General features: G+C 72.9%; 18 protein-coding genes and 1 pseudogene. 15 read left to right on the top strand and 4 right to left on the bottom strand.

Going from position 1 to position 20,611, the window contains the following annotated elements; translation table 11 throughout:
* Nucleotides 1–9 precede the first annotated feature (9 nt).
* The gene (locus tag ACZ3ZE_RS09570; protein ID WP_361174333.1) at nt 10–753 is read right to left on the bottom strand and encodes an enoyl-CoA hydratase/isomerase family protein; all 744 of its coding nucleotides are present in this window, start codon (nt 751–753) and stop codon (nt 10–12) included.
* 220 nt (nt 754–973) lie between these two features.
* Between ACZ3ZE_RS09570 and ACZ3ZE_RS09565 the strand changes: the two are divergent.
* Nucleotides 974–1,420 (top strand): annotated as a pseudogene (locus tag ACZ3ZE_RS09565) (ATP-binding protein); the annotation flags it as partial.
* A 124-nt stretch (nt 1,421–1,544) separates the two neighbouring features.
* Here ACZ3ZE_RS09565 and idi read toward each other — a convergent pair.
* The 3 genes from idi to ACZ3ZE_RS09550 form a co-directional block, all read right to left on the bottom strand.
* Nucleotides 1,545–2,153: an isopentenyl-diphosphate Delta-isomerase gene (gene idi, locus ACZ3ZE_RS09560; RefSeq protein ID WP_467258228.1), complete on the bottom strand. Its 609-nt coding sequence runs from the start codon at nt 2,151–2,153 to the stop codon at nt 1,545–1,547.
* Between the two features lie 142 nt (nt 2,154–2,295).
* The gene (locus ACZ3ZE_RS09555; protein ID WP_467258560.1) at nt 2,296–3,606 is read right to left on the bottom strand and encodes a GNAT family N-acetyltransferase; all 1,311 of its coding nucleotides are present in this window, start codon (nt 3,604–3,606) and stop codon (nt 2,296–2,298) included.
* A 182-nt stretch (nt 3,607–3,788) separates the two neighbouring features.
* Nucleotides 3,789–4,730, bottom strand: a complete 942-nt coding sequence (locus ACZ3ZE_RS09550; protein WP_361174330.1) for a cation diffusion facilitator family transporter — start codon at nt 4,728–4,730, stop codon at nt 3,789–3,791.
* Nucleotides 4,731–5,188: 458 nt separating this feature from the next.
* Between ACZ3ZE_RS09550 and ACZ3ZE_RS09545 the strand changes: the two genes are divergently transcribed.
* From ACZ3ZE_RS09545 to ACZ3ZE_RS09480, 14 genes are all read left to right on the top strand, one after another.
* Nucleotides 5,189–7,036, top strand: coding sequence for a DUF5941 domain-containing protein (locus ACZ3ZE_RS09545; RefSeq protein ID WP_361623060.1), 1,848 nt, complete (start codon nt 5,189–5,191; stop codon nt 7,034–7,036).
* Nucleotides 7,033–7,782 (top strand): phosphocholine cytidylyltransferase family protein, encoded by a 750-nt coding sequence (locus ACZ3ZE_RS09540; protein ID WP_361174327.1) that lies wholly within the window; start codon nt 7,033–7,035, stop codon nt 7,780–7,782. Before ACZ3ZE_RS09545 ends, ACZ3ZE_RS09540 begins: the two co-directional genes overlap by 4 nt.
* Entirely contained in the window at nt 7,770–8,831 is a 1,062-nt protein-coding gene (locus tag ACZ3ZE_RS09535; RefSeq protein WP_329425986.1) for an iron-containing alcohol dehydrogenase family protein, read from the top strand. The genes ACZ3ZE_RS09540 and ACZ3ZE_RS09535 overlap by 13 nt, the downstream gene beginning before the upstream one ends.
* A complete protein-coding gene (locus ACZ3ZE_RS09530; RefSeq protein WP_361174324.1) occupies nt 8,809–9,588 on the top strand; it encodes a CDP-alcohol phosphatidyltransferase family protein in 780 nt (259 codons plus the stop codon). Before ACZ3ZE_RS09535 ends, ACZ3ZE_RS09530 begins: the two co-directional genes overlap by 23 nt.
* A gap of 11 nt (nt 9,589–9,599) precedes the next feature.
* The gene (locus tag ACZ3ZE_RS09525) at nt 9,600–10,484 is read left to right on the top strand and encodes a glycosyltransferase family 2 protein (RefSeq protein WP_361174321.1); all 885 of its coding nucleotides are present in this window, start codon (nt 9,600–9,602) and stop codon (nt 10,482–10,484) included.
* A 51-nt stretch (nt 10,485–10,535) separates the two neighbouring features.
* A complete protein-coding gene (locus tag ACZ3ZE_RS09520) occupies nt 10,536–11,465 on the top strand; it encodes an ABC transporter permease (RefSeq protein WP_361174318.1) in 930 nt (309 codons plus the stop codon).
* A complete protein-coding gene (locus ACZ3ZE_RS09515; protein ID WP_329425994.1) occupies nt 11,458–12,243 on the top strand; it encodes an ABC transporter ATP-binding protein in 786 nt (261 codons plus the stop codon). Before ACZ3ZE_RS09520 ends, ACZ3ZE_RS09515 begins: the two co-directional genes overlap by 8 nt.
* 129 nt (nt 12,244–12,372) lie before the next feature.
* Nucleotides 12,373–13,017, top strand: coding sequence for a TetR/AcrR family transcriptional regulator (locus tag ACZ3ZE_RS09510; protein ID WP_363291682.1), 645 nt, complete (start codon nt 12,373–12,375; stop codon nt 13,015–13,017).
* Nucleotides 13,018–13,329: 312 nt separating this feature from the next.
* Nucleotides 13,330–14,250, top strand: coding sequence for a squalene synthase HpnC (hpnC, locus tag ACZ3ZE_RS09505; RefSeq protein ID WP_361174311.1), 921 nt, complete (start codon nt 13,330–13,332; stop codon nt 14,248–14,250).
* The gene (gene hpnD / locus ACZ3ZE_RS09500; protein ID WP_361174308.1) at nt 14,247–15,197 is read left to right on the top strand and encodes a presqualene diphosphate synthase HpnD; all 951 of its coding nucleotides are present in this window, start codon (nt 14,247–14,249) and stop codon (nt 15,195–15,197) included. Before hpnC ends, hpnD begins: the two co-directional genes overlap by 4 nt.
* A gap of 82 nt (nt 15,198–15,279) precedes the next feature.
* A complete protein-coding gene (gene hpnE, locus ACZ3ZE_RS09495; RefSeq protein ID WP_361174305.1) occupies nt 15,280–16,701 on the top strand; it encodes a hydroxysqualene dehydroxylase HpnE in 1,422 nt (473 codons plus the stop codon).
* Nucleotides 16,698–17,798 carry a polyprenyl synthetase family protein gene (locus ACZ3ZE_RS09490; RefSeq protein ID WP_361174302.1) on the top strand — a complete coding sequence of 367 codons (1,101 nt, stop codon included), beginning with the start codon at nt 16,698–16,700 and terminating at the stop codon, nt 17,796–17,798. Before hpnE ends, ACZ3ZE_RS09490 begins: the two co-directional genes overlap by 4 nt.
* A gap of 128 nt (nt 17,799–17,926) precedes the next feature.
* Entirely contained in the window at nt 17,927–19,921 is a 1,995-nt protein-coding gene (shc, locus tag ACZ3ZE_RS09485; RefSeq protein ID WP_361178646.1) for a squalene--hopene cyclase, read from the top strand.
* A complete protein-coding gene (locus ACZ3ZE_RS09480; protein ID WP_361178644.1) occupies nt 19,921–20,604 on the top strand; it encodes a phosphorylase family protein in 684 nt (227 codons plus the stop codon). The genes shc and ACZ3ZE_RS09480 overlap by 1 nt, the downstream gene beginning before the upstream one ends.
* Nucleotides 20,605–20,611: the final 7 nt, after the last annotated feature.

The following is a 20,611-nucleotide window of genomic DNA, read 5'->3' as shown; positions in this document are numbered from 1 at the left end:
GACGGGGCGTCAGAGTCCGTACGTGAAGCGGGGCGCGCGGCGCTCCAGGAAGGCGGCGACCCCCTCGGCGGTGTCGCCGCTGCCGCGTGCCTGCTCCGTCCAGTGCGCGTCCCGGTCGGTCCGCCCGTCGGTGAACTCCTTCGCCGCGGCCTGGGTGAGCAGCGAGCGGGAGACGAGGGTCCGGGTGAACTCGGCCACCCGCTTGTCGAGGGCGCCCACCGGGTGCGCCTCGTCGACGAGACCGGTCCGCAGTGCCCGCTCGGTGTCGATCAACTCGCCGGAGAACAGCAGGTACTTGGCGGCCGACGGGCCGACCAGGGCGGCGAGGCGCCGGGTGGAGGAGGACGGGTAGACGATGCCCAGCTTCGCCGGCGTCACCCCGAAGCGGGCGCCCTCCTCGGCGAAGCGCAGGTCGCAGGCGGCGGCGAGCTGGCTGCCGCCGCCCACGCAGAAGCCGCGGACGGCCGCGAGGGTCGGCTTGGGGAAGGCGGCGAGCGCCTCCTCGGCCCGTACGGCGAGCGCCTGCTGCTCGTCGCCCGGCTCGCGCAGCGTGGAGATGTCGGCCCCGGCGCAGAAGGTCTCGCCCGCGCCGGTGAGGACCAGCGCGCGCACGGCGGGGTCGGCGGCGAGCGGGGCGAGCAGCTCCGGCAGCGCCCGCCACATCCCGGCGGTCATGGCGTTGCGCTTGGCCGGGTTCGCGATGACGACGGTGGCGACCTCGTCGGCGACGGTGACGGTCAGCTGGGGCTCCATGCGCCGGATGCTATCCGGGCGGCAGTATCGTCACACCGGCGCACCCTCCGAAGGTGTCAGCGGTGCGTCAAGAGCAGTCGAACAACTGACGTTGGCATACTCACCCGATCAGAACCTGGTCGATAGGTGTCGACTTCTGGTCAGTAGCCCGGCGGATGCCGATGGATTATCAAGACTCGACCCCGTGGCGACAATCGAGCACGAGGGCGGGAACCGGATGATGGAGAGCCGCGGGAGCGTCCCCGCCCGGCCCCCGTCCTACGAAGGGGTCTGGCGCTTCACCGCTCCCGCGGTCGACGTGTCCGTGCCGCAGGCCCGGCACGCGGTACGCGACCTCCTGGCCCGCCAGGCCGTACCGGTCCACGAGGACACCCTCCAGGGGCTGCTCCTCATCGTTTCCGAACTGGTCACCAACGCGGTCAAGCACGCCGCGCTGCTCTCCCCGGAGATAGCGGTGGAGGTGGCGATCGGGGCGGAGTGGATCCGGGTGTCCGTGGAGGACAACCACCCCTACCGTCCCAAGGCGCTGGAGGCCGACTGGGGCCAGACCGGCGGCCGCGGACTGCTGCTGGTGCGCGAGATCGCCCTGGAGTCGGGCGGTGCCTGCGACGTCGAGCACACCGCGACCGGCGGGAAGATCATCTGGGCCGCGCTGCCGCTCAACCCGTTCGTGCCCGGCCAGGCGCCGACGGGACCGGTGGTGCACGGCATGACGGCGCCGGGCGTGCCGCCCGGCGCCGTCCAGGGAGCCCTGGGACCCGTCCAGGGAGTCCAGGGCGTCCTCCCCGGGATCACCAGCCCCCGGCCGGACCCGTCAGCTCCCTGATCGCCGGACGCGCCGCGTCGAGCACCGTCATGAACCAGGCGGAGAACGGCGCGGACGCGTGGCGCTCGGCCAGCTCGGCCGCGGTCACGAAGGCGGTCTCGCCGACCTCCTCCGGATCCGGCCGCGGCCCGGCCTGCACCAGGCCGACGAACAGGTGGTTGAACTCCTGCTCCACCAGGCCCGAGGCCGGGTCCGGGTGGTTGTAGCGGACCGTGCCCGCCTCCGCCATCAGCGAGGGCGAGACGCTCAGCTCCTCGAAGGTGCGCCGGGCGGCCGCCGCGAACGGCGCCTCGCCCGGGTACGGGTGCCCGCAGCAGGTGTTCGACCAGACGCCGGGGGAGTGGTACTTGCCCAGCGCGCGGCGCTGGAGCAGCAACCGGCCGGACTCGTCGAAGAGGAAGACCGAGAAGGCGCGGTGCAGCTGCCCGGGCGCCTGGTGGGCGGCCAGCTTCTCCGCCGTGCCGATCGTGACGCCGTCCTCGTCGACCAGTTCGAGCATGATCGACGCGTCGGCCGCGGTCGGCTGGACACCGTTCGACGCGCTGTGGTCCACGGTGGCTGGTGTGGTCGGCATACCCATCCTTCGCTTCGGTCCTCGCCCTCGCGGGGCGCCCTCAGTCTGCCGTACAAAAGCGGCTTGTCCGTACTTCAGAGGCCTGACATGACCGCTCCCGCCGCATCGGAGTACACCCGGTGCGGCGGGAGCGGGCGGTCCGTCAGACCCCGAAAGCCGACGGATAGGAGATCGTGCCCCTGGTCACGGCCCCGGAACCGTCGAGATCCAGAGCCATCATGGCTTCGTCAGGAACCTCGAAGGTCGGCCGGATTCCATACTCGGACGCCCGTACGAACCCGAACCGGGGGTAGTACTCCGGATGGCCCAGTACGAGGACGAGCCGTTCCCCGCGCAGCCGCGCCGCGTCGAGCACCGCCCGCACCACGGCCTGCCCGGCACCCGTGCGCTGGTACGCGGGGGCCACCGCGACCGGCGCCAGGGCCGCCGCCGGGACGCCGTCCACCCGGCAGCGGGTGATCAGCGCGTACGCGGCGACCGTGCCGTCCGGCGCCTCGGCCACGTAGCTCAGTCCGGGCAGCCAGGCGTCCGGATCCTCGCGCAGGGCGTCGACCAGACCGGCCTCCTCCGGCGTGGCGAAGGCCGCCGCGTTGATCTCCCGTACGCGGGGGACGTCGGCCGCGGTCTCCTCCCGGGTCCGCCACCTCGGGTCGGCTGCCCGCAGCACGAACCCGGCGTAGCCGTAGTCGCCGCCGTGCTCGCGGCGCAGCGCGATCTCGGCGCGGGCCCCGGCCACGGCCTCGGCCATGCCGGGCACCGTGAGGTCCGCCGCGTCGGCGTGCGAGGCGAGCGGGCCGTAGTACGCGTCCCAGTCGTCCTCCGGCTGGAGGTGGGTGCCCAGGAGGTGGAAGCCGGCCCCGACGGCCGCCGCCGCGTTCTCCGCGACGGTGCGGAGCCGGTAGTGCTCCTCCCAGAAGGCGCGGGCCTGGTCGCCCGGCTCCTCGGTGGTCCAGACGCACTCGGTGAGCACCAGGGTGCCTCCCCCGGACTTCGTCCGGGGGGACCCCCAGGGTGCGAGGAGCCGGCGCCACTCGGCGAGCGCCCGGTCGAAGCCGATCACCCAGGCCGAGCTCTCGGCCCAGACGAGGTCGAAGGAGCCGTCGGGCAGCTCGTCGAGGGCGCCCATGTCGGCGCGCAGGGTGTGGATCCGGGTGTCGAGACCGCGGGCGGCGGCCGTGTCGCGCAGCTCGGCCAGGAACGGCTCGTGCAGGTCGACGGCGGTCACCTCGGCACCCGCCTCCGCGGCGAGCAGCAGCGCGGAGCGGCCCGGGCCGCAGCCCAGGTCGAGCACGCGCGGGCGCTCGGGCAGCGGGCCGGCCAGGGAGAGCAGGCGGCGGGTGGTGGTGTCGGAGCCCGGGCCCTGCCGCGGCAGACCGTGGTGCAGGGCGAAGAAGGCGTCGTGGAGGGCGTTGCCGGAGCCGGTGGTGCCGGTGCTCTCGGTGGTGGTGCTGATGTTGTCGGACAACGTAGGGGAACCCTTGGGTGAGAGGGTCCCGGCCGACGGAAGGTCAGGTCAGCCGGAGACCCGGAGGCTGAGGGACGACCGGGCGCTGCCGCTGCGGGCAGCCTCCATCGCGACGGTCATCAACCTCAGCTCCTCTCCACACTCACGTTCGGACCTCGCCAGGCTAACAGTCAGAGGCAGAGCTTGGCCTCGTGTTCGGCGTGACCGGCCGGCTCCAGCTGGAAGGTGCAGTGCTCCACGTCGAAGTGCGAGCCCAGGCAGCCCTGGAGGTCGTGCAGCATCTTCTCGTGGCCGATCGCGTCCAGCGTGTCCTGGCTCACGACCACGTGTGCCGACAGCACCGGCATGCCCGAGGTGATCGTCCAGGCGTGCAGGTCGTGCACGTCCTCGACGCCCGGCAGGGCCAGGATGTGCGCCCGCACCTCCGCCATGTCGACGCCCTTGGGCGCCGCCTCCAGGAGCACGTCCAGGGTCTCCCGCAGCAGCTTGACGGTGCGCGGCACGATCATCAGGCCGATGAGGATCGAGGCGATCGGGTCCGCGTAGGACCAGCCGGTGGCCAGGATGATGCCCGCCGCGACGAGCACGGTGACCGAGCCGAGGGCGTCGGCCAGCACCTCCAGGTAGGCGCCCCGGACGTTCAGGCTCTCCTTCTGGCCGCGCATGAGCAGCGACAGGGAGATGATGTTGGCGACCAGGCCGATGAGCGCGAAGACGATGGTCAGTCCGCCCTTGGTCGCGGCCGGCTCCATGAACCGCTGGACCGCCTCGTACAGCACGTAGCCGCCGACGCCGAGCAGGAGGAGACAGTTGGCGAGCGCGGCCAGGATCTCGGCCCGTGCGTAGCCGTAGGTGCGGTTGACCGACGGCGGCCGGTTGGCGAAGTGGATCGCGAGCAGCGCCATCCCGAGGCCGAGGGCGTCGGTGGCCATGTGGGCCGCGTCGGCGATCAGCGCGAGCGAGTCGGACAGGACGCCGCCGATGATCTCGACGACCATCACGGAGAGCGTGATGCCGAGCGCGATCCGCAGTCGGCTCTTGTAGGCCGCCGCCGCGGTGCCCGTGGGCGGCGGGCCGCCGTGGCTGTGCCCGTGGTCGTGTCCAGCCCCCATGACAAGGCCTCCCGGTCGTGTCGTCCGTAAGCGTCGGATGAGCCCAGATGCGCCCAGGTGTGCCCGGATGAGCGCGGTTCAGGTGCTCCGATTCGCAAGTGAACTACGGGTGGGGGGTATGTGCAACACGGTACTGAACACCGTTGTCATATGCTCTGACCTGCGGATATGCAGACCGGCCGCCAGGTGTCCCGAAAGGTGCGCCCGGCGCCGCCCGAACGCGGTTTGTCGCCGGGCTGCCGATCGCCCATGATGATCACCGCAGGACGGGGCGCACCCGCGGGGACGCGGGTGGGCCCGGGGGAGTCCGCACCGCGAAACCTCGGTGAACTCGCGCTTCCGTTCATCCGATAGCCTCAGCCGACGTGCCGCGCCCGGTGCCGGGCCGCATCGCCGCGCCCGAGGCCGTGCCGTGGGCCCCGCCGGCCCGTCCGTCAGCTCCAAGGAGTGAGTTCGTCCTGTCGACCGCCATCCTCACCGGTCCGCCGGTACCCGGATCGTCGCTCGACGCCGATCTGAGGTCCCTCGGCTTCCACGTCGAGGTCGCCTCCGGTCCGCACGAGACGAGCGGCCTGCTCGCCGCCGTACCCGCCGGACAGCGCGTCGCCGTCGTGGACCCCCGCTTCGTCGGGCACCTCCACGCCCTGCGACTGGCCCTGACCGACCCCCGCTTCCCGGCCGCCGCCGCGCCCGGCGCCCTCACCGCGCAGCCCGAGGCCCGCCCGGCCCTGGCCCGCGCGCTGACGGCCGCCGAGACCGGCGCACCGGCCCCGGCAGCGGCGCCGAGCCCGACCGGGGAGGCGTCCGCCACGTCGTACGACGTCGTGGACAACCTCCCCGACGCCCTCGCCACCGCGCTCGACGCCGACGGCGTCGCCGTGCACCGGCCGGCGCTCGGCACCCTCGTCGCCGCCGTGCCCGAGGACGCCGAGGCCCGCCACCAGGCGCGGGCCGGCGTCGCGGCCGTCGACGACGAGGCCGTACGGCTGCGCTCCGCCGTGAAGGCCCACGACGGCTTCTTCACCACCTTCTTCATCAGCCCGTACTCGCGCTACATCGCCCGCTGGTGCGCGCGCCGCGGACTGACCCCCAACCAGGTCACCACCGCCTCGCTGCTCACCGCGCTGATCGCGGCCGGCTGCGCCGCCACCGGCGAGCGCACCGGGTACGTCGCGGCCGGCGTCCTGCTCCTGGTCTCCTTCGTCCTCGACTGCACCGACGGGCAGCTCGCCCGCTACGCGCTCAAGTACTCGACGATGGGCGCCTGGCTCGACGCCACCTTCGACCGCGCCAAGGAGTACGCCTTCTACGCGGGCCTCGCCCTCGGCGCGGCCCGCGACGGCGACGACGTGTGGGCCCTCGCGCTCGGCGCGATGGTCCTCATGACCTGCCGGCACGTCGTGGACTTCTCGTTCAACGAGGCCAACCACGACGCCACCGCCAACACCAGCCCCACCGCGGCCCTCTCCAGCCGGCTCGACAGCGTCGGCTGGACCGTCTGGGCCCGCCGCATGATCATCCTGCCGATCGGCGAGCGCTGGGCGATGATCGCCGTCCTCACCGCCGTCACCAGCCCCCGGATCGTCTTCTGGGCGCTGATCGCCGGCTGCGCCTTCGGCGCCTGCTACACCACGGCGGGCCGCGTGCTGCGCTCGCTGACCCGCCGGGCGACCCGCACCGACCGGGCCGCCCGGGCCCTGGCGGACCTCGCGGACTCCGGCCCGCTCGCCGAGCTCCAGGCGCGCCTGCTGCGCGGCCGGACCGGCGCGGTCGGACCCCTGTACGCGGCGGCCCTCGGCGCCGTCCTGATGATCGCGGGCGCGCTGTACCTGCCGTTCGGCGACGTCCGGCTGGTCGCGGTCGCGGTGCTCTACGTGATCGCGGCGGGCCTGACCGCCGCCCGCCCCCTCAAGGGGGTGCTGGACTGGCTGGTGCCGCCGCTCTTCCGGGCCGCGGAGTACGTCACGGTGCTGGTGCTGGCCGCCAAGGCCGACTCCGCCCAGGCGCTCCCCGCCGCATTCGGGCTGGTCGCGGCGGTCGCCTACCATCACTACGACACGGTGTACCGCATTCGCGGCGGCACCGGCGCGCCGCCCGCGTGGCTGGTGCGCACCGTCGGCGGCCACGAGGGACGCACGCTCGTGGTGGCCGTACTCGCCGCCCTGCTGGCGAACCGCGGCAACGACTTCACCTCGGCGCTCACCGCACTCGCGGTCGCCGTCGGCCTCGTGGTCCTCGTGGAGTCCATCCGCTTCTGGGTCTCCTCCGGAGCACCCGCCGTACACGACGAAGGAGAGACAGCATGATTGGCCTCGTACTGGCAGCCGGTGCCGGACGGCGTCTGCGCCCCTACACCGACACCCTTCCGAAGGCCCTCGTGCCCGTGGACCGCGAGGGTGACGGTTCGCTGACCGTCCTCGACCTCACGCTGAAGAACTTCGCCGAGGTCGGCCTCACCGAGGTCGCGATCGTCGTCGGCTACCGCAAGGAGGCCGTGTACGCGCGCAAGGAGGCCCTGGAGGCCCAGTACGGCGTCTCGATCACGCTGATCGACAACGACAAGGCCGAGGAGTGGAACAACGCCTACTCCCTGTGGTGCGCCCGTGACGTCCTGAAGAAGGGCGTCATCCTGGCCAACGGCGACACCGTCCACCCGGTCTCCGTCGAGAAGACCCTGCTCGCCGCCCGCGGCCAGGGCCAGAAGATCATCCTCGCCCTCGACACGGTGAAGAACCTCGCCGACGAGGAGATGAAGGTCGTCACCGCCGAGGGCAAGGGCGTCCAGAAGATCACGAAGCTGATGGACCCGGCCGACGCGACCGGCGAGTACATCGGTGTCACGCTCATCGAGGCCGAGGCCGCCGAGGAGCTGGCCGACGCCCTGAAGACCACCTTCGAGCGCGACCCCGACCTCTACTACGAGGACGGCTACCAGGAGCTGGTCAACCGCGGCTTCGCCGTCGACGTGGCGCCGATCGGCGACGTCAAGTGGGTCGAGATCGACAACCACGACGACCTGGCGAAGGGCCGTGACATCGCGTGCCAGTACTGACCCGGCTCATTCCGTCGCCGGTCGTCGTCGACATCCGCGGGGGAGCGCTGGACGACCTGTCCGCGCTCCTCGCGGACCAGCGGATCTCCAGCAACGGCCGGATCGCCGTCGCCATCAGCGGCGGCTCCGGCCTGAAGCTGCGTGACCGCTTCGCCCCCGAGCTCCCGGACGCCGACTGGTACCCGGTCGCGGGCGGCACCATCGACGAGGCGGTCAAGCTGGCCGACGCCATGCGCGGCAAGCGGTACGACGCGGTCGTGGCCCTCGGTGGCGGCAAGATCATCGACGTGACGAAGTACGCGGCGGCCCGGGTGGGCCTGCCGCTCGTCGCGATCGCCACCAACCTGTCGCACGACGGGATCTGCTCGCCCATCTCCACCCTGGACAACGACAACGGCCGGGGCTCCTACGGTGTGCCGACCCCGATCGCGCTGGTCATCGACCTCGACGTGATCCGCGACGCCCCGGCGCGCTTCGTGCGCTCCGGCATTGGCGACGCGATCTCCAACCTCTCCGCCATCGCCGACTGGGAGCTCTCCCACCGCGAGACCGGCGAGAAGGTCGACGGCCTGGCCGCCGCCATGGCGCGCAGCGCTGGCGAGGCGGTGCTCCGCCACCCCGGTGGCGTCGGCGACGACGACTTCCTGGTCACCCTCTCCGAGGGCCTGGTGATGTCCGGCATCGCGATGTCGATCAGCGGCGACAGCCGTCCCTCCTCGGGCGCCTGCCACGAGATCAGCCACGCCTTCGACCTGCTCTACCCGACCCGCGCGGCCAGCCACGGCGAGCAGTGCGGCCTCGGCGCCGCCTTCGCCATGCACCTGCGCGGCGCCGCCGAGGAGTCCGCGCAGATGGTCGCCACGCTGCGGCGGCACGGCCTGCCCGTGCTCCCGGAGGAGATGGGCTTCGGCGTGGACGAGTTCGTCCGGGCGGTGGAGTTCGCCCCGCAGACCCGGCCCGGCCGGTTCACCATCCTCGAGCACCTCGACCTGTCCACAGACCAGATCAGGGACGCGTACGCCGACTATGCAAAAGCCATCGGTAGCTGAGCTCCGCCCGGTCGTCCACCCCCCGGGTGTGAAGGACCGGCGGAGCGGCGAACACTGGGGCGGCCGCCTCTACATGCGGGAGATCTCGCTGCGGATCACCCGGCATCTGGTGACCACCCGGGTGACGCCGAACCAGCTCACCTACGTGATGACGCTCGCCGGCGTCCTCGCCGCTCCCGCCCTGCTGATCCCCGGGATCCCGGGGGCGCTGCTCGGCGTGCTCATGGTCCAGCTCTACCTGCTGCTCGACTGCGTCGACGGCGAGGTGGCCCGCTGGAAGAAGCAGTTCTCGCTGGCCGGCGTGTACCTCGACCGGGTCGGCGCCTACCTGTGCGACGCGGCCGTCCTCGTCGGCTTCGGCCTGCGCGCCGCCGACCTGTGGGGCAGCGGCCGGATCGACTGGCTGTGGGCCTTCCTCGGCACGCTCGCCGCGCTCGGCGCCATCCTGATCAAGGCCGAGACCGACCTCGTCGGCGTCGCCCGGCACCAGGGCGGACTGCCGCCGGTCAAGGAGGCGGCGTCCGAGCCGCGCTCCTCCGGCATGGCGCTGGCCCGCCGGGCCGCCGGAGCGCTCAAGTTCCACCGGCTGATCCTCGGGATCGAGGCCTCCCTGCTGATCCTGGTGCTCGCGGTCGCGGACCAGCTCCGGGGCGACCTGTTCTTCTCGCGGCTCGGCGTCGCCGTCCTGGCCGGCATCGCGCTGCTGCAGACCCTGCTGCACCTGGTGTCGATCCTGGCCTCCAGCAGGCTGAAGTGAGGGCCGCGGTCATGGCCGAGCCCATGAAGCTGGGCGCCGTCGTCATCACGATGGGCAACCGGCCCGACGACCTGCGCGCCCTGCTCGACTCGGTCGCCGGACAGGACGGCGAGCGGGTCGAGGTCGTGGTCGTCGGCCAGGGCGTCGAGATCACCGACGTACCCGAGGGCGTCCGTACGGTCTGCCTGCCGGAGAACGTCGGCATCCCGGCCGGGCGCAACGTCGGCATCGAGGCCTTCGGCCCCGGCGGCACCGACGTCGACGCGCTGCTGTTCCTCGACGACGACGGGCTGCTCGCCAACAGCGACACCGCGGAGCTGGTCCGCCAGGCCTTCACGGCCGATCCGAAGCTGGGCATCATCAGCTTCCGGATCGCCGACCCCGAGACCGGGCTCACCCAGCGCCGGCACGTGCCGCGGCTGCGGGCCTCGGACCCGATGCGCTCCTCGCGGGTGACCACCTTCCTCGGCGGCGCCAACGCGGTGCGGACCAAGGTCTTCGCGGAGGTGGGCGGTCTTCCGGACGCCTTCTTCTACGCGCACGAGGAGACCGATCTCGCCTGGCGGGCGCTCGACGCCGACTGGATGATCGACTACCGTTCCGACATGGTGCTGCTGCACCCCACCACCCCGCCGTCCCGGCACGCGACGTACCACTTCAACGTGGCCCGCAACCGCGTGTGGCTGGCCCGTCGCAATCTGCCCGCGCCCCTGGTGCCGGTCTATCTCGGCGTCTGGCTGCTGCTCACCCTGGCACGGCGACCCTCCGTATCCGCACTCAAGGCGTGGTTCGGCGGTTTCCGGGAGGGCTGGACGGCCCCCTGCGGGCCCCGGCACCCCATGAGGTGGCGTACGGTGTGGCGGCTGACCCGACTGGGCCGCCCGCCCGTGGTCTGACATCGTGGTACCCGACTTGCCGCGCATCTTGAACACGAAAGTTTTCGACTTGTGAGTGACACATCCCAGGACGGTGGGGTCGTGACGAGCACCCGGCCGTCCGCAGACGACGGCCTGAGCGCGGCCGAGCTGGCCGCCAAGCACGGCCTCTCGGTCAGCGGGGCCCGGCCGGGGCTCGCGGAGTACGTCCGCCAGCTGTGGGGCCGCCGCCACTTCATCCTGGCCTTCTCCCAGGCGAAGCTCACCGCGCAGTACAGCCAGGCGAAGCTGGGCCAGGTGTGGCAGGTGGTCACCCCCCTGCTCAACGCGATGGTCTACTTCCTGATCTTCGGCCTGATCCTGAACGCGGACCGGGGCATGTCACGCTCCGTGTACATCCCGTTCCTGGTGACGGGCGTGTTCGTGTTCACCTTCACCCAGAGCTCCGTGATGGCCGGCGTCCGCGCGATCGCCGGCAACCTCGGCCTGGTGCGGGCGCTGCACTTCCCGCGGGCCTCGCTGCCGATCTCGTTCTGCCTCCAGCAGCTCCAGCAGCTGCTGTTCTCGATGATCGTGCTGGTCCTCATCGCGGTCGCCTTCGGCAGCTACCCGTCGGCGTCCTGGCTGCTGCTCGTCCCGGCCCTGGTGCTCCAGTTCGTCTTCAACGCCGGTCTCGCCATGATCGTGGCGCGGATGGGCGCCAAGACCCCGGACCTGGCGCAGCTGATGCCGTTCATCATGCGCACCTGGATGTACGCCTCCGGTGTCATGTTCTCCATCCCGGTGATGCTGGAGGACAAGCCGGCCTGGCTGGCCGACCTGCTCCAGTACAACCCGGCCGCCCTGCACATGGACCTGGTCCGGTTCGCGCTGATCGACGGCTACGGTGGGTCCAACCTTCCGCCGCACGTCTGGTTCGTGACCCTCGCCTGGTCCGTCGTGATCGGCGTGGGGGGCTTCGTCTACTTCTGGAAGGCCGAGGAGAGGTACGGCCGTGGCTGACCACACCGAGGGCCGGGTGCCCACCGTCATCGCGGACAACGTCCACATCGTCTACCGCGTCAACGGCGCGGGCGGCGGCAAGGGCAGCGCCACCGCCGCGTTGAGTCGCATCATCAAGCGCAAGAAGGGCGACGCCGAGCGTGGGGTGCGCAAGGTGCACGCCGTGCGCGGCGTGTCCTTCACCGCGTACCGGGGCGAGGCCATCGGCCTCATCGGCACCAACGGCTCGGGCAAGTCGACCCTGCTGCGCGCCATCGCGGGTCTGCTCCCCACTGAGAGCGGCAAGGTGTACACCGACGGCCAGCCCTCGCTGCTCGGCGTCAACGCGGCGCTGATGAGCGACCTGACCGGCGAGCGCAACGTGATCCTCGGCGGCCTCGCCATGGGCATGAGCCGCGAAGAGGTCAAGAGCCGATATCAGGACATCGTCGACTTCTCCGGGATCAACGAGAAGGGCGATTTCATCTCGCTGCCGATGCGGACCTACTCGTCCGGCATGGGCGCCCGGCTCCGCTTCGCCATCGCCGCCGCCAAGCAGCACGACGTCCTCATGATCGACGAGGCGCTGGCGACCGGCGACCGCAAGTTCCAGATCCGCTCCGAGCAGCGCATCCGTGAGCTGCGCAAGGAGGCGGGCACGGTCTTCCTGGTCAGCCACAGCAACAAGTCGATCAGGGACACCTGCGACCGCGTGCTCTGGCTGGAGAAGGGCGAGCTGCTCATGGACGGCCCGACCGACGAGGTCATCGCCGCCTACGAGCGCGAGACCGGCAAGTAGCCCCCCCCGCGCACAGGGACGCGCCTCGGCCGCCCGCACCGGTATGACCGGCGCGGGCGGCTGACGCTTTTTGCGCGTGGCGGGAACGCCCGGAATGTTCATGCGGTCAACATCGGGCAGGATGAACGCATGTCAGCGATCGCGGGAGGCAAGACCTACCACCACGGCGACCTGCGCAACGCCCTCATCTGCGCCGCCGTCGACCTCGCCACCGAAGGAGGCCCCGAGGCGGTCGTGCTGCGCGAGGCGGCCCGCCGGGTCGGCGTCTCGCCCACCGCCGCCTACCGGCACTTCGACGGCCGCGGGGAGCTCCTCGCGGCCGTCCGGGACCACGCCCGCCGGGCCCTCGCCGACTCCATGGAACGGGCCGCCGCCCGCACCCCCGGCGCCGACAGCCCGGCGCTCGCCGCCGAGACCCGGCTCGCCGCCCTCTGTCGCGGCTACGTGGCCTTCGCCGTCGACCAGCCCGGCCTCTACCGGTCGGCCTTCAGCACCCCCCGTACCGCCTCCGGCGAGCCCGGCCCGGAGGCCGACACCGGCTGCGTCGAGGTGCGCGCCTTCACCCTGCTCGCCGACGCCCTCGACGCCCTCGGGGCGACCGCCCGCCCGCCCCGGCCCGCCCGCCCCGCCGCCGAGGCCGCCGCGTGGTCGGCCGTGCACGGACTGTCACTCCTGCTGCTCGACGGACCGCTGCGCCGGCTCCCGGCCCAGCGTCGTGCCGACGTCGTCGAGTCGACCCTCGCCATGGTGGTCTCCGGGACGCGCGCCCCCTGAGGGTCAAGATTGCGTCAACTACCGCTGCGTACGGGAAGGTTGACGGAACTCCGCGCGTTGTCGCGGAGCGCCCGGGCCCCGGTCGCGGCCCGGAGTCCCTTACGACGTAAGCTGTACCGGTCTGTTTCGCGGCAAGTGGGGTGATACCCCTCGGCGCCCCGACCGCCGGGCGGTGAGCCACGGGCAGAGGTCGGCGGCGTGTCCGAAATAGGATGGATTGGATCCGCAGTGTAGAACGGGAGATGTGACGGCCATGACGCAGAATCTCCAGCTCCACGAGGGTGTCGCCGTCCCCGCGTCGGGCAGCGGCCGGTGACGGGAACCCGGAAGGTGCACCCCGACGCGTCCTCGCGCGCCACGCTCGGCAAGGCCGCGGACGAGAACTTCCCCGTGGCCCCCTTCTTCCTGCCGCGTGCCTGGCGGGACGACCTGATGCGCGTCTACGGCTTCGCCCGTCTCGTCGACGACATCGGCGACGGCGACCTCGCGCCCGGCGGCGCCGACGCCCGCCACCTCGGCGTCGACCCCGGACGGGCCGACGACCGGCTCGCGATGCTCGACGCCTTCGAGACCGACCTGCTGCGCGTCTTCGACCCCGCGGACGGCGAGCCCCGCCACCCGCTGCTGCGCGCGCTGCGCCCCGCCGTCGAGCGCCGCGGGCTCACCCCCGAGCCCTTCCTCGGCCTGGTCGCCGCCAACCGGCAGGACCAGCTGGTCCGTCGCTACGAGACCTACGACGACCTCCTCGCCTACTGCGAGCTCTCCGCCAACCCCGTCGGCCGGCTCGTCCTGGCCATCACCGGCACCGCCACCCCCGAACGCCTGCGCCGCTCCGACGAGATCTGCACCGCGCTGCAGATCGTCGAACACCTCCAGGACGTCGCCGAGGACCTGGCGGGCGACCGGATCTATCTGCCCGCCGAGGACATGAAGCGTTTCCACGTCACCGAGGACGACCTGGCCCGGCCCACCGCCGGCGCCTCCGTGCGCGCCCTGATCGCCTTCGAGGCCGACCGGACCCGCGCCCTGCTCGACGCCGGCGCCCCGCTGGTCGGCAGCGTCCAGGGGCGGTTGCGGCTGCTGCTCGCCGGCTTCACCGCCGGGGGGTACGCGGCGCTCGACGCGATCGCGGACGCCGGCTTCGACGTCCTGCCCGGGCCGCCCAAGGCCGCCAAACCGAGTCTGATGCGCCGAGCGGGCGCCGTCCTGCTCGCGGCGCGGAGAGAGGGGTGAGCCGGACCGTGGAGGAACAGCCGCAGCCGTCCGCACCGGTACAGGCCGCGTACAGCTACTGCGAGGCCGTGACCGGGCAGCAGGCCCGCAACTTCGCGTACGGGATCCGACTCCTGCCGGTCGAGAAGCGGCAGGCCATGTCGGCGCTCTACGCGTTCTCCCGCCGCGTCGACGACATCGGTGACGGGCCGCTCCCGCCCGACGACAAGGACCGGCGCCTGGAGGCGACCCGGGCCCTGCTCGCCCGGGTGCGCGCCGGCGAGATCGAGGAGGACGACACCGACCCGGTCGCCGTCGCCCTCGCCGACGCCGCCCGCCGCTTCCCGATCCCGCTCGGCGGCCTCGACGAACTCATCGACGGCGTCCTCATGGACGTGCGCGGCGAGACGTACGAGACCTGGGACGACCTCAAGGTCTACTGCCGCTGCGTCGCCGGGGCCATCGGCCGGCTCTCGCTCGGCGTCTTCGGCACCCAGCCCGGCGCCCCCGGCGTCGACCGCGCCGCCGAGTACGCCGACACCCTGGGGCTCGCCCTCCAGCTGACCAACATCCTCCGCGACGTACGGGAGGACGCCGGCAACGGGCGCACCTACCTGCCCGCCGACGATCTGGCCAAGTTCGGCTGCTCCGACGGCTTCGGCAGCGACACCCCGCCCGCCGGCGGCGACTTCGACGGCCTCGTCCACTTCGAAGTGCGGCGCGCCCGCGCGCTGTTCGCCGAGGGATACCGGCTGCTGCCCATGCTGGACCGGCGCAGCGGTGCCTGCGTCGCCGCCATGGCCGGGATCTACCGCCGGCTGCTCGACCGGATCGAGCGCGACCCCTCGGCCGTGCTGCGCGGCCGGGTCTCGCTGCCCGGGCACGAGAAGGCCTACGTCGCCGTGCGGGGGCTCTCCGGCCTCGACGCCCGCACCATCTCCCGGCGCACCCTCCGGAGGCCGGCGTGAAGCCCGCCGGTGGCCGCGCGGAGACAACCCGCGCCGCCCGTTCCGCGTCTCTGATCATGACGTTTCCAGGGGAGGCCACCGCATGACCGCCGACGAGCGCTGTGCCACGACCGGGGCCGCCGCTCTCCACGGCGGCTCGCGGCCGCACGCCGTCGTCGTCGGCGGCGGGCTCGCCGGGGTCACCAGCGCGCTCCAGCTGGCCGACGCCGGAGTCCGGGTCACCCTGCTCGAAGGACGCCCCCGGCTCGGCGGCCTCGCCTTCTCCTTCCGGCGCGGCGAGCTCAGCGTCGACAACGGGCAGCACGTCTACCTGCGCTGCTGCACCGCGTACCGCTGGTTCCTCGACCGCGTCGAGGGGGCGCACCTCGCGCCCGTGCAGGACCGCCTCGACGTGCCCGTGCTCGACGTCGGCCACCCGGCCGGGCCCCGACTGGGGCGGCTGCGACGGTCGGCCCTGCCGGTGCCCCTGCACCTGGCCAGGAGCCTCGCCACCTACCCGCACCTCTCGCTCGCCGAGCGGGCGAGCGTCGGGCGGGCCGCGCTCGCCCTGAAGAAGCTGGACCCGGCCGACCCCGCCCTCGACGGCATCGACTTCGCCACCTGGCTCGGCCGGCACGGCCAGTCCCCGCGCACCGTCGAGGCCCTGTGGGACCTGGTCGGCGTCGCCACCCTCAACGCCACCGCGCCGCACGCCTCCATGGGGCTCGCCGCGATGGTCTTCAAGACCGGCCTGCTCTCCGAGCCCGGCGCCGCCGACATCGGCTGGGCGCACGTCCCCCTCGGCGACCTGCACGACACCCTCGCCCGCAAGGCCCTGGACGCGGCCGGCGTGCGCACCGAGGTGCGCGCCAAGGCCGAGCGGATCGTGCGGCGCGACGGCGGCTGGAGCGTCCACACCGCCGGGGAGATCCTGGAGGCCGACACCGTCGTCCTCGCCGTACCGCAGCGCGAGACGCGCGAGCTGCTGCCCGACGGGGCGCTCGACGACCCCGACCGGCTGCTCGACATCGGCACCGCGCCCATCCTCAACCTGCACGTCGTCTACGACCGCAAGGTGCTGCGGCAGCCCTTCTTCACCGCGCTCGGCTCCCCGGTCCAGTGGGTCTTCGACCGCACCGCGTCCTCCGGCCTCACCGGCGGCGGCCAGTACCTCGCGGTCTCCCAGTCCGCCGCCCAGGACGACATCGACGAGCCCGTCGCCGTCCTGCGCGAGCGCTACCTGCCCGAGCTGGAGCGGCTGCTGCCCGCGGCCCGCGGCGCGGGGATCCGCGACTTCTTCGTCACCCGGGAGCGCACCGCCACCTTCGCCCCGACCCCCGGCGTCGGGCGGCTCCGCCCCGGCGCCCGCACCCACGCCCCGGGCCTGTACCTGGCCGGCGCCTGGACCGCGACCGGCTGGCCCGCGACCATGGAGAGCGCCGTCCGCAGCGGCTTCAGCGCGGCGGGTGCCGCGCTCTCCGCCCTCGGCCGCCGCTACGACCATCCGCTGCAGGAGGCGGCATGAGTGTGAGTACCGGAACTAGAGGAGAAACCGTGCCGACTGTGCCCCCGGGGAATCCGGCGGTCGACACCGCGGACGTCGCCGCGCTGCTGGAACGCGGCCGCGCCCTGTCCACGCCCGTCATGCGGGCGGCCGTCGACCGTCTCGCGTCGCCCATGGACACCGTGGCCGCCTACCACTTCGGCTGGATCGACGCCCACGGCAACCCCACCGAGGGCGACAGCGGCAAGGCCGTCCGCCCCGCGCTGGCCCTGATCTCCGCCGAGGCCGCGGGCGCCGGCCCCGAGGTCGGCATCCCCGGCGCCGTCGCCGTGGAGCTGGTGCACAACTTCTCGCTGCTCCACGACGACCTGATGGACGGCGACGAGCAGCGCAGGCACCGCGACACGGTGTGGAAGGTGCACGGCCCCGCCCAGGCCATCCTGGTCGGCGACGCCCTCTTCGCCCTCGCCAACGAGCTGCTCCTCGAACTCGGCACCGTCGAGGCCGGCCGGGCCACCCGTCGGCTGACCACGGCCACCCGCAAGCTGATCGACGGGCAGGCCCAGGACATCTCGTACGAGCACCGCGAGCGGGTCACCGTCGAGGAGTGCCTGGAGATGGAGGGCAACAAGACCGGCGCCCTGCTCGCCTGCGCCGTCTCCATCGGTGCCGTCCTCGGCGGCGCGGACGACCGCACCGCCGACAAGCTGGAGGAGTACGGCTACCACCTCGGTCTCGCCTTCCAGGCCGTCGACGACCTGCTCGGCATCTGGGGCGACCCGGAGGCCACCGGCAAGCAGACCTGGTCCGACCTGCGCCAGCGCAAGAAGTCCCTGCCGGTCGTCGCCGCCCTCGCGGCCGGCGGCCCCGCCTCCGAGCGGCTCGGCGAACTGCTCGCCGCCGACGCCAAGAGCAGCGACTTCGACACCTTCTCCGAGGAGGAGTTCGCCACCCGCGCCGCCCTCATCGAGGAGGCCGGCGGGCGCGAGTGGACCTCGCAGGAGGCCCGCCGCCAGCACGCCGTCGCCATCGAGGCCCTCCACGACGTGGAGCTGCCGGCCCACGTCCGCGCCCAGCTCACCGCGCTGGCCGATTTCGTCGTCGTACGGAAGAGATGATCACCATCACTCTGATATGAGTGCGCAGTCGCCGGCCGGTGCCTCCCGGCACCGGCCGACGGCAGACCCGAAGAAGCAGATCAACGCGGAAGTACTCCGAAGTACACCGACTGCACGAAGGGGAAGCCATGACAGCGACGACCGACGGAAGCGCCGGGGCCGTGGGACCCCGAGCAGCCGCGGCCAGCGACACGACAGACCGCACCGGCATCGAGGCGGCGGCGCTCGAAGCCTCCGCCGCCCAGGCCGCGGAACGCTCCGTACGCCACCTCCTCGGCCGCCAGGACGCCGAAGGCTGGTGGAAGGGCGACCTGGAGACCAACGTCACCATGGACGCCGAAGACCTCCTGCTGCGCCAGTTCCTCGGCATCCTGGACCCGGAGACCACCCGCGCCGCCGCCCTCTTCATCAGGGGCGAGCAGCGCGAGGACGGCACCTGGGCCACGTTCTACGGCGGGCCCGGCGAGCTCTCCGTCACCATCGAGGCCTATGTCGCCCTGCGGCTGGCCGGAGACCTCCCCGACGCGCCGCACATGGCGCGTGCCGCCGCCTGGATCCGTGACCGGGGCGGCATCGCCGCCGCCCGGGTCTTCACCCGGATCTGGCTCGCGCTGTTCGGCTGGTGGCGCTGGGAGGACCTGCCCGAACTGCCGCCCGAGCTGATCTTCCTGCCCTCGTGGTTCCCGCTGAACATCTACGACTTCGGCTGCTGGGCCCGGCAGACGATCGTGCCGCTCACCGTCGTCTCGGCCAAGCGCCCGGTGCGGCCCGCGCCCTTCCCGCTGAACGAGCTGCACACCGACCCGGACCGGCCGAACCCGGCGAAACGTCTTCCCTCCCTCGCCAGCTGGGACGGCTTCTTCCAGCGGGTCGACAAGGGACTGCACCTCTACCGCAGGCTGGCCCCGCGCCGGCTGCGCAAGACCGCCATGGACACCGCCGCCCGCTGGATCATCGAGCGGCAGGAGAACGACGGCTGCTGGGGCGGCATCCAGCCGCCCGCCGTCTACTCGGTGATCGCCCTCCACCTCCTCGGCTACGACCTGGACCACCCCGTCATGCGGGCCGGCCTGGAGTCCCTCGACCGGTTCGCGGTGTGGCGCGAGGACGGCGCCCGGATGATCGAGGCCTGCCAGTCGCCGGTCTGGGACACCTGTCTGGCCACCATCGCCCTCGCCGACGCCGGGGTACGCCCCGACCACCCGGCGCTGGTCAAGGCGGCCGACTGGATGCTCGGCGAGGAGATCGTCCGCACCGGCGACTGGGCGGTGCGGCGGCCCGGACTCCCGCCGGGCGGCTGGGCGTTCGAGTTCCACAACGACAACTACCCGGACATCGACGACACCGCCGAGGTGATCCTCGCGCTCCGCCGGGTGAAGCACCCCGACCCGGCGCGGGTCGACGCGGCCATCGCCCGGGCCGCCCGCTGGACCGCCGGGATGCAGTCGAAGAACGGCGCGTGGGGCGCCTTCGACGCCGACAACACCAGCGCCTTCCCCAACCGGCTGCCGTTCTGCGACTTCGGCGAGGTCATCGACCCGCCGTCCGCCGACGTCACCGCCCATGTGGTGGAGATGCTGGCGTACGAGGGGAAGGCCGGCCATCCGCGCACCCGCCGGGGCATCGAGTGGCTGCTCACCGAACAGGACCCGGGCGGTGGCTGGTTCGGCCGCTGGGGCGTCAACTACGTCTACGGTACGGGCTCGGTGGTGCCCGCCCTGACCGCCGCCGGGCTGCCCGGCGGCCACCCCGCGATCCGGCGGGCCGTCGCCTGGCTGGAGTCCGTGCAGAACGAGGACGGCGGCTGGGGCGAGGACCTGCGCTCCTACTCGGAGCGCCAGTGGGTCGGCCACGGCACCTCCACCGCCTCGCAGACCGCCTGGGCGCTGATCGCCCTGCTCGCGGCGGGCGAGCGGGCGTCGGAGGCGGTCCGGCGGGGCGTCGCCTGGCTGGTCGGGACCCAGCGGGAGGACGGCTCCTGGGACGAGCCGTACTTCACCGGCACCGGCTTCCCCTGGGACTTCTCGATCAACTACCACCTGTACCGGCAGGTCTTCCCGCTCACGGCGCTCGGCCGCTACGTGCACGGGGAGCCGGTGCTCCGCGGCCCCGGGGGCGCCTGATGGCCGCGTACCGCGAGACGCCCGAGGGACCCGCCGACCCGGCCGGTGTGCCGCCGCTGCTGATCGCCTGCGCGCTCGGCATCGAGCGGCTGGCGCTGCGCGGCGGCGCGCGCGGCGCCGAGCGGGCGGGGGCGCCCGCGCCGGTGTCCGTGCTGCGGACCGGGATGGGCCCGGCGCACGCGCGCCGGGCCGTCTCCCGGGCCCTGGAGGCCGAGGCCTGGCGGGACGCGGCCGTCATCGCCTCCGGCTTCTGCGCCGGGCTCGCCCCCGGGATGCACCCCGGCGACCTGATCGTCGCCGACGAGACCCGCGGCCCCGACGGGGTGACGCCCTGCACGGGCACGGAGCTGCTGGTCAAGGCGCTCGCCAGGGCCGTGCCCGGGCGCACCGTCCACACCGGCCCGCTGACCGGCTCCGACCACGTGGTGCGCGGCCCCGAGCGGGCCGCGCTGGCGGCGGGCGGGGCCGTCGCCGTCGACATGGAGTCCGCCGCCACCCTGCGTACGGCGGTGGCGTCCGGCCCCCGCCCGGTTGCGGCCGTACGGGTGGTCGTGGACGCTCCAGAACATGAACTGGTCCGGATCGGCACGGTGCGCGGTGGAATATCGGCTTTCCGCGTTCTTCGTGCCGTCCTTCCCGCATTCTTCGAATGGCACCGTTCTTTGCTGCTCCCCAGGAGGTGAGCGAGTT

The sequence above is a fragment of the Streptomyces sp. NPDC023157 genome (assembly GCF_055560575.1).
Note: the sequence above shows the minus strand (reverse complement) of the source record. Positions and strands in the feature narration are given on the sequence as shown.